General features: G+C 38.4%; 1 pseudogene. It reads right to left on the minus strand.

Going from position 1 to position 1,368, the window contains the following annotated elements:
- Positions 1-181: 181 nt before the first annotated feature.
- Positions 182-1,328, minus strand: a pseudogene (locus QUA16_RS36700) (IS4 family transposase).
- Between the last annotated feature and the right edge of the window lie 40 nt (positions 1,329-1,368).

Raw genomic sequence — 1,368 nt, forward strand, 5'->3', positions numbered from 1 at the left:
CCAATACGGTTTACTTAAGGGTTGGGAGGCTTTAAAATATTAAACACAGGAGAATTAATTTTTATTCCAGTACCTCTGTGTTTAACTTTTTTGGATTTAAATTTTGAAACAGGTTTTTTCACAACTCTTGGGTTATTTCTCTCAACTCTTTGTGGCAAAGTCGCATCAAGAATCTCCAAATTCAACCAAGTAAAAAAAAGGGGATTTCTTGTGCTTCTAGTCGCTGAAATTTTGGAACAGCGCGACGAATAACTCGTAATGTCTCCGTGAAAGAGATACTTAATGGGGAAATTTCTGCACTATGCGCTGTTTGACAAATTAATGACCGCACAGCCCAATGTCCTAATAATAGACCATAAATTTCTTGTACTACTTCTCTTGGTCTTTGAGAACGAATATGAGTTTTTCGTTCTAACAGATGTACTTTGAATTCATCAATTGTATTTTCGACTTCCCACCGTTGATGATATTCGGCAGCTAATAACTTTGCCGGAAATTTTTGATGGTCTAATAAACTTGTAATTAAACGATACTTAATTTCTGCTGTTGGGTCATTTAAGTTTTCAATCGTGTACTCAATTACTCTGATTTGGATTGGTTTAAATCCTTTTTTCCTGAATTTGCCTGGGGGATTAATAAAACTTAAGTAAGAACCATCTTCTAGCTGTGTTTCGCCCTGGAATTTAACATTTGATGGAATTCTTCCTAAATAGCCACAACCCTTGCTGAGCGTGGTCCCGACCATCGCATACGAATGCAAACCTCTATCCCACATTAGCAACATTTCTTTAGTAACTGACCGCAATAATCTTAACGCTCTGACTCTTTCTCCCATCTTATATGGACATATTAAGGCATCAAATATTAAGTGTGTTCCTGCTTCTACCAAAATAACTAATCTAGCTTTTGGAAAAGCAGCTCTTGTACCTGGACGGCTACCTGGACGCCCAAAAACTCTAGCATTTTCATCACTGTCTGGGATGTCACTCGCAGGTTCCATCTATTGCTACAACTCTCAATCCATTCAGAAAAGCTCCTACTGTTTCAGTTGTAGCCATTGGTCGTACCAACTGATGAAATAGCTGGCTCATTACAGAAGGCCCTAATCTTTTTCTGGCTTTAGTAATAGCTGCCTTGCAGGGAGTTTTCCAGAATTTACCAGTTTTCAACCAGACTTCATTAAGTCCATCAATCAGATTCTTTAGTACGTCCCGCATTGAGTCTTTTGACCATAAGCTCATTGCTACGATCAAACATACTACCAGTTGTGATGGTAGCGCACGATGCCGTTTTTCTTTTGCTTTTGTTTTCAGGATAGCCGCTTCTATTTCTGTTGATGGAATCGCTATCTCTATTGCTTTGAATATG

This window comes from Microcoleus sp. S13_C3 (assembly GCF_036700905.1).
Taxonomy (GTDB): domain Bacteria; phylum Cyanobacteriota; class Cyanobacteriia; order Cyanobacteriales; family Microcoleaceae; genus Microcoleus.